The sequence below is a fragment of the Methylibium sp. genome (assembly GCF_013817365.1).
Lineage (GTDB): Bacteria > Pseudomonadota > Gammaproteobacteria > Burkholderiales > Burkholderiaceae_C > Methylibium.
In genome coordinates this window covers 1-6328 of the sequence record NZ_JACDCU010000237.1, presented here as the reverse complement: position 1 = coordinate 6328, position 6328 = coordinate 1, and the positions used below count along the sequence as shown (strand labels likewise).

Annotated in this window: 5 protein-coding genes and 1 pseudogene; 3 read left to right on the top strand and 3 right to left on the bottom strand. The window is 69.2% G+C overall.

All coding sequences use genetic code 11. The features are described 5' to 3' along the window. Together H0W38_RS14170 and H0W38_RS14165 are read right to left on the bottom strand one after the other, a co-directional pair. A partial coding sequence (locus H0W38_RS14170; protein WP_292455144.1) for an efflux RND transporter permease subunit occupies positions 1-2471 on the bottom strand: 2471 nt, incomplete at its 3' end. Beyond that, positions 2468-3697 carry an efflux RND transporter periplasmic adaptor subunit gene (locus H0W38_RS14165; RefSeq protein WP_292455143.1) on the bottom strand — a complete coding sequence of 410 codons (1230 nt, stop codon included), beginning with the start codon at positions 3695-3697 and terminating at the stop codon, positions 2468-2470. The genes H0W38_RS14165 and H0W38_RS14170, both read right to left, overlap by 4 nt. Positions 3698-4025: 328 nt before the next feature. Here H0W38_RS14165 and blaOXA point away from each other — a divergent pair, with 328 nt between their 5' ends. Genes blaOXA through H0W38_RS14150 form a run of 3 tightly spaced genes read left to right on the top strand, consistent with a single transcriptional unit; the run spans position 4026 to position 6036 of the window. Further along, on the top strand, positions 4026-4907 hold the full coding sequence (blaOXA, locus tag H0W38_RS14160) for a class D beta-lactamase (protein WP_292455141.1): 882 nt from the start codon (positions 4026-4028) through the stop codon (positions 4905-4907). Then, the gene (locus tag H0W38_RS14155; protein ID WP_292455140.1) at positions 4904-5290 is read left to right on the top strand and encodes a CidA/LrgA family protein; all 387 of its coding nucleotides are present in this window, start codon (positions 4904-4906) and stop codon (positions 5288-5290) included. The genes blaOXA and H0W38_RS14155 overlap by 4 nt, the downstream gene beginning before the upstream one ends. Beyond that, positions 5287-6036, top strand: coding sequence for an LrgB family protein (locus tag H0W38_RS14150; RefSeq protein ID WP_292455139.1), 750 nt, complete (start codon positions 5287-5289; stop codon positions 6034-6036). The genes H0W38_RS14155 and H0W38_RS14150 overlap by 4 nt, the downstream gene beginning before the upstream one ends. 140 nt (positions 6037-6176) lie before the next feature. On the opposite strand, the pseudogene H0W38_RS14145 reads toward H0W38_RS14150, so the two are convergent. Beyond that, positions 6177-6328, bottom strand: a pseudogene (locus H0W38_RS14145) (5'-methylthioadenosine/adenosylhomocysteine nucleosidase); the annotation flags it as partial.

The following is a 6328-nucleotide window of genomic DNA, read 5'->3' as shown; positions in this document are numbered from 1 at the left end:
GGCCCGAAGGTCGGCTCCACCGTCATCAGCGAGGCCAGCGGCAGCATCTCGCCGCGGGCGTTCCGGATCTTGAGCTGGCCGATGTCCTCGGCCTTGGCGCGGTGAGCTGCGTCCGCCTGCACGATCACCTGGTAGGTCTTGCCGAAGCGGTTGAAGTCGTTCACGTACAGCGAGCCCAGGTGCGTCTGCATCGTCTCGTAGATGTCGTTGAGGTTCACGCCCATCTGCTTGGCCTTCGTGCGGTCGACATTGGCGAAGAGCTGCGGCACGTTGATCTGGTAGCCGGAGAAAAACTGCGTGAGCGGGCTGTTCGGATCGCCGTACACGCGGCCCATCAGCTGCTGGACCACGCCGTGCAGCGCCTCCTCGCCGAGCGAATCGCGGTCGAGCAGTTGCAGCTTGAAGCCGCCCGCATTGCCCAGGCCATCGACCGGCGGCGGCGAGAGCACGAACATGAAGGCGTCCTGGATCGCGCCCAACCGCATGTTGATCTCGCCCACGATCGCGTCGGCGCTGGTCTCGGGCGTGGTGCGGTCCTCGAAGTCGTTCAGTCCGAAAAACACGATCCCGCTGTTGGGCGCCGCCGTGAAGCCGTTGATCGACAGGCCCGGGAAGGCCACCGAGTCCTTCACGCCGGGCACGCCCTTGGCGATGTCGCTCATCTCGCGGATCACCTTTGTGGTGCGTTCCAGGCTGGCGCCGTCGGGCAGCTGCGCGATGCCGATCAGGTACTGCTTGTCCTGCTGCGGCACGAACCCGGGCGGCACTTGCCGAAAGAGCAGGAAGGTCGCGCCGAGCAACAGCGCGTACACGATCAGCGAGACGCCCTTGCGCTTGACCACCACGCTGGTGATGCCGCTGCTGTAGCGGTCGGCATTGCGGCGGAAGAAGCGGTCGAACCAGTGGAAGAAGCGGCCGAATGCCTTGTCCATGCCGCGCGTGAGCCAGTCCTTCGGCGCGTCGTGAGGACGCAGCAGGATGGCGCTCAGCGCCGGCGAGAGCGTGAGCGAATTGAACGCTGAGATGACGGTGGAAATCGCGATCGTCACCGCGAACTGCTTGTAGAACTGCCCTGACAGACCCGACACGAAGGCCAGCGGCACGAACACCGCGCACAGCACCAGGCCGATCGCGATGATGGGGCCCGACACTTCCTGCATCGCCTTCACGCTGGCGTCGCGCGGCGACAGGCCCGCCTCGATGTTGCGCTCGACGTTCTCGACCACCACGATCGCGTCGTCCACCACGATGCCGATCGCCAGCACCAGGCCGAAGAGCGTGAGCGTGTTGATCGAAAAACCCAGCAGGAGCAGCACCGCGAAGGTGCCGATGATCGACACCGGCACGGCCAGCAGCGGAATGATCGACGCGCGCCAGGTCTGCAGGAACACGATCACCACCAGCACGACCAGCGCAACGGCTTCGAGCAGGGTGACGATCACCTTTTCGATCGAGGTCTGCACGAAGCGCGTCGGGTCATAGACGATGCTGTAGTCCACGCCCGGCGGGAAGTTGGCCTTCAGCTCTTCCATCGTGGCGCGCACGTCGGCCGAGAGCTGCAACGCATTGGAATCGGGCGCCTGGAAGATCACCACCGCGGCGGCTTCCTGGTTGTTCAGCAGCGAGCCGAGCGCATAGGTGTTGGGGCCGAGCTCGACACGGCCGACGTCCTTCACGCGGACCAGCGAGCCGTCGGTCGTGTCGGCCTTGACGATGACCTCGGCGAACTCCTGCTCCGTGCTCAGGCGGCCCTGGGTGTTGATGGCGAGCTGGAACTCCGTCTGATTGGGTGCCGGCGGCGCACCGACCACGCCGGCCGCCACCTGCGCGTTCTGCTCGCGGATGGCGGTGACCACGTCGCTCGAGATCAGGTTGCGTGCGGCGAGCTTTTGCGGATCGAGCCACACGCGCATCGCGTAGTCGCCCGAGCCGAAGGTCTGCACCGAGCCCATGCCGGGCAGGCGCAGCAGCGCGTCGCGCACGTTCAGTGCCGCGTAGTTGCGCAGGTACAGCGCGTCGTAGCGGTCGTCCGGCGAGACCATGTGCACCACCATGGTCAGGTTGGGCGAGCTTTTTTCGGTGGTCACGCCGATCTGGCGCACCACTTCCGGCAGGCGCGGCAGCGCGCGGTTGACGCGGCTTTGCACCTGGGTTTCGGCCTCGTCGGGGTCGGTGCCGATGGTGAAGCTGATCGCCAGCGTCATCGCGCCGTCGGCGGTCGACTGGCTGCTCATGTAGAGCATGTTCGGAATGCCGTTGATCTGCTCTTCCAACGGCGTGGCGACCGTCTCGGCGATCACCCGCGGGTTCGCGCCGGGGAACTGCGCGCGCACCACTACCTGGGGCGGCGCAACGGCGGGGTACTCGGAGATCGGCAACTCGAAGATGGCGATGGCGCCGACCAGGGTGATGAAGATCGACAGCACGGCCGCGAAGATCGGCCGGTCGATGAAGAAGCGCGAGAGGTTCATGTCGTCGCTCCGGCGTCAAGCGTGGCAGGGCTGCCGGCCGGCGGCGGGGCGGGCGGCTTCTCGATGGGCATGCCGCGCGCATCGAGCTCGAGCTTCTCCGGCGCGATCGGCGCGCCGGGCCTGACACGCTGCAAGCCGTTGACGACCACCAGTTCACCCGGCTTCAGCCCGCCAGTGATCACGCGCATGCCGTCGATCAGCGCGCCCAGCTGAACCTCGCGGAACTCGGCCGTGTTGTCGGCGCCGACGACCAGCACGAAGCGCTTGCTCTGGTCCGTGCCGATCGCGCGCTCCGGCGTGAGCACCGCCGGTCGCGTCTTGACTTGCGACACCTGCAGCTTGGCGAACAGGCCGGGCGTGAAGCGGCCGTCGGCGTTGTCGAACACCGCACGCATGCGGATCGCACCGGTCTGCGGGTTGAGCCGGTTGTCGATGAAGTCGATGGTGCCGGCGTGCGGGAAACCGGCCTCGTTGGCCAGCCCCATCTTGACCTGCAGCGCCTCGCCGTTGCCTTCGCGCAGGCGCAGGAAGGTCTGCTCGCTGCCGTCGAAGTAGGCATACACCCGGTGGGTGGCGACCACGGTGGTCAGCACGTTCTCGGCACCGACCAGGTTGCCCGCCGTGATGTTGGCCAGCGAGGCACGCCCGGCGATCGGCGAGCGCACGAAGGTGTAGTCGAGGTTGAGCCGGGCCACGCGCAGGGCCGCGTCGGCCGCCTGGATGTCCGCGTTCGAAGTTCTGGCGCTGGAGCCGAGCTGGTCGAACTCCTGGCGTGACACCGCCTGGTCGTCGAGCAGCTTCTGCGCACGCGCCAGCTCGGCCTTGGCCAGACCGGCGCGCGAGCGGGCCGCGGCCAGTTGTGATTCGGCGCGTGCGACCTCGGCGCGGTAGGGCCGCGCGTCGATGGTGAACAACAGCTGGCCCTTCTTCACGACCGTGCCGTCGCGGAAATGCACCTGCTCGATGGTGCCGCCCACGCGCGCGCGGATATCGACCGTCTCCAGCGCCTGCAGTCGCCCGGTGAACTCCTCGCGGTCGGCGATCGGCTTTTCTACCGCCGGCGCCACCGAGACGGGCGGTGCCGGTGGCGGGCCGCCCTGAGCCTCGACCGGGTCGGAGCAGCCGGCGAGCCAAGTGCCCGATGCCAGCACCGCGCCGAGCAGCGTGGCCCGCCGCAGACCATGGGAGATCGAAGAAGGCAGGAAGGCGGCAGCTGATTCGCGCATGGAACACCCGGGTGTTGAGTGGAACGGTGGCAAGGGCCGCCCGCGCGCGGGTGGCGGCGAGCTTTCCTGCCAGTGCGCATGCAGGCGAATGACCTACGCACGCGCTTGGTTTTTAAGAAGCGGCTGATCTTACTGACCATCGGGTCATCAAAAGATGACCCCCTAGAAAAAAACCGCTCTCCGGTTGGGCCCATGCGTGACGCCGCCACGTCCGCGCTCGCGCGGTGCGCGCGGTGCGCGCGGTGCGTGTGAGCGCGTGATCGCGTGATCGCGCCTGACCGGCTTTCTATACTGGCCCGCCAGCCGACCGCCCCGACACAAGCCCACCATGACCGCACCCGAACAACTGCCGGCTTGCGCGCCGCCGGCCCGCCCGCAAAGCGTGACGGCTCCCGGCGTCGCATCGGCGACGCGCAGGGCGCTGCTCGGCGGGGCCTTCGCGGCGGTACTGCCCGGCTGCGCGCCGTTCGCCGGGGCGAACGAGGCCACGGCGCTAGACCGCTTTTTCTCCGAGGAAAGAACGGCCGGCTGCTTCGCGCTGCTCGACGCCGCCACCGGCGAATCGAGGCTGGTCAACGGCCGGCGCGCGCGGCAGCGCTTTGCCCCGGCCTCGACGTTCAAGATCCCCAACAGCCTGATCGCCCTCGAAGCCGGCGCGGTGCGCGACGAACGCGAGGTCGTGCCCTACGGCGGCAAACCGCAGCTTTTTCCGCAGTGGGAACGCGACCTGAACCTGCGCGAGGCCTTTGCCGCCTCCAGCGTGCCGGTCTGTCAGGAACTGGCGCGCCGCATCGGACTGGCCCGCATGCGTGCGGCGGTGGCCGGCTTCGGCTACGGCAATGCCGAAGTGGGAGGGGTCGTCGATCGCTTCTGGCTCGACGGGCCGCTGGCCATCAGCGCCATCGAGCAGGCGGCTTTCCTGGTGCGCCTGGCGCAGGGCAGCTTGCCGGTCAGCGCGCGCAGTCTGGCCATCGTGCGCGACATCAGCACCGTCGAAACGCGGGCTGGGGCGGTACTGCACGCCAAGAGCGGCTGGCTGTTCGATGCGAAGCCGCAAGTCGGCTGGTGGGTCGGCTGGGTCGAGCAGGCGGGCGGGCTGCACGGTTTCGCCCTCAACATCGACATGCAGAGCATTGCGGATGCGCCCCGGCGCGAGCGCATCGGTCGGCGCCTGCTGGAGCACTTCGGCGTCTTCGCGGCGGCAGGATGATCCAGGGCCTGGCGACGCTGCTGCTGTTCCAGTCGCTCGGCGAGGCGATCGCGCAGCTCACCGGCGCACCGGTCCCGGGGCCGGTGATGGGGCTGGTCGCCTTGCTCGCGGTGCTGTTGCTTCGCCAGCGGCGCGGCAAGCCGGTCTGGGCCGCGCTGGCGCAGGCCGCCGACGGGCTCCTCGCGCATCTCTCGATCTTCTTCATTCCGGCCGCGGTCGGGGTGATGCTGTACTGGGAGCCGCTGGCGCGCGAGGGGCTGGCCTGGATCGTGGCGCTGCTCGCCAGCACGGTCGCGGCGATCGCGGTCACGGCGTGGTTCCTGCGCCATCGGCTCGGCGACGAAGGCGGTGAGTCGCCGCCAGACGGGCCTCGGCCGCCATGAGCCCGCCGCTCGGCTTGACCGGCGCGCTGGAGCCGCTGTCGGAGGTGTGGGTCTATCTGGCCGCCACGCCGTTGTTCGGCCTGACCCTCACGCTCGGCACCTATGTGATCGCCGAGCGCGTGTCGGCGCGCAGCGGACGGCATCCGCTGGCCAACCCGGTGTTGTGGTCGGTGCTGGCGATCATCGCGGTGCTGTGGGCGACCGGCACGCCCTACCGCCGCTACTTCGAGGGCGCGCAGTTCGTGCACTTCCTGCTCGGGACCGCCACCGTGGCGCTGGCAGTGCCCCTGGCACGCCTGTGGCCGGAGCTGCGCCAGCGCGCCGGCACCTTGCTCACCGCCCTGCTGCTCGGCGCGAGCACGTCGATCGTCGTGGCGCTGGGCCTGGCCTGGATGCTCGGTGCTTCGCCGGTGATGATGGCCTCGCTTCTGCCGAAGTCGGTGACGGCGCCCATCGCGATGGGCATCGCCGAGCGCATCGGCGGCTCGGCGACCCTGGCAGCGGTGTTCGCGGTGACCACCGGCATCGTCGGCGCGCTGGTCGTCACGCCGCTGCTCAACGCCATGGGCGTGCGCGACTGGGCCGCGCGCGGCTTCGCGCTCGGCCTGGCGGCACACGGCATCGGCACCGCGCGGGCCTGGTCGGTGCATCCGCGCGCCGGGGCCTATGCCAGCTTGGCGATGGGCCTGCACGGGGTGCTCGGCGCCGTGCTGCTGCCGGGGCCGGCGCGCTGGCTGATGGGCTGAGCGCCGCGGCTCCCAAGCTGCGAGTGCAGGTTCGGACGGCGCCAAGGCAGAGCTTCTGGCGGAACCCTTCGAGGGACGCGGCTTCGAGCCGGCAAATGCCCGCCCGAGCGGCAACACGAAGGAGTGCCGCCGGCGGCGCTTCAGGCCGGCGCCGCAGAAGCCCCATTGCGCAGCCAGCACCGCACGATCGTCGCGGACAACGGGCCGGCGACCTCGCGCACGAAGCGGCTGAAGTCGACATGAGCGCTGTCGTCGGCGCGGTCGGAAATGCTGCGCAGCACCGCGAAGGGCA

Coding starts and splice junctions, on each gene's coding strand:
- H0W38_RS14165 (WP_292455143.1), bottom strand. CDS start 3,697: ATGCGCGAATCAGCTGCCGCCTTCCTGCCTTCTTCGATCTCCCATGGT.
- blaOXA (WP_292455141.1), top strand. CDS start 4,026: ATGACCGCACCCGAACAACTGCCGGCTTGCGCGCCGCCGGCCCGCCCG.
- H0W38_RS14155 (WP_292455140.1), top strand. CDS start 4,904: ATGATCCAGGGCCTGGCGACGCTGCTGCTGTTCCAGTCGCTCGGCGAG.
- H0W38_RS14150 (WP_292455139.1), top strand. CDS start 5,287: ATGAGCCCGCCGCTCGGCTTGACCGGCGCGCTGGAGCCGCTGTCGGAG.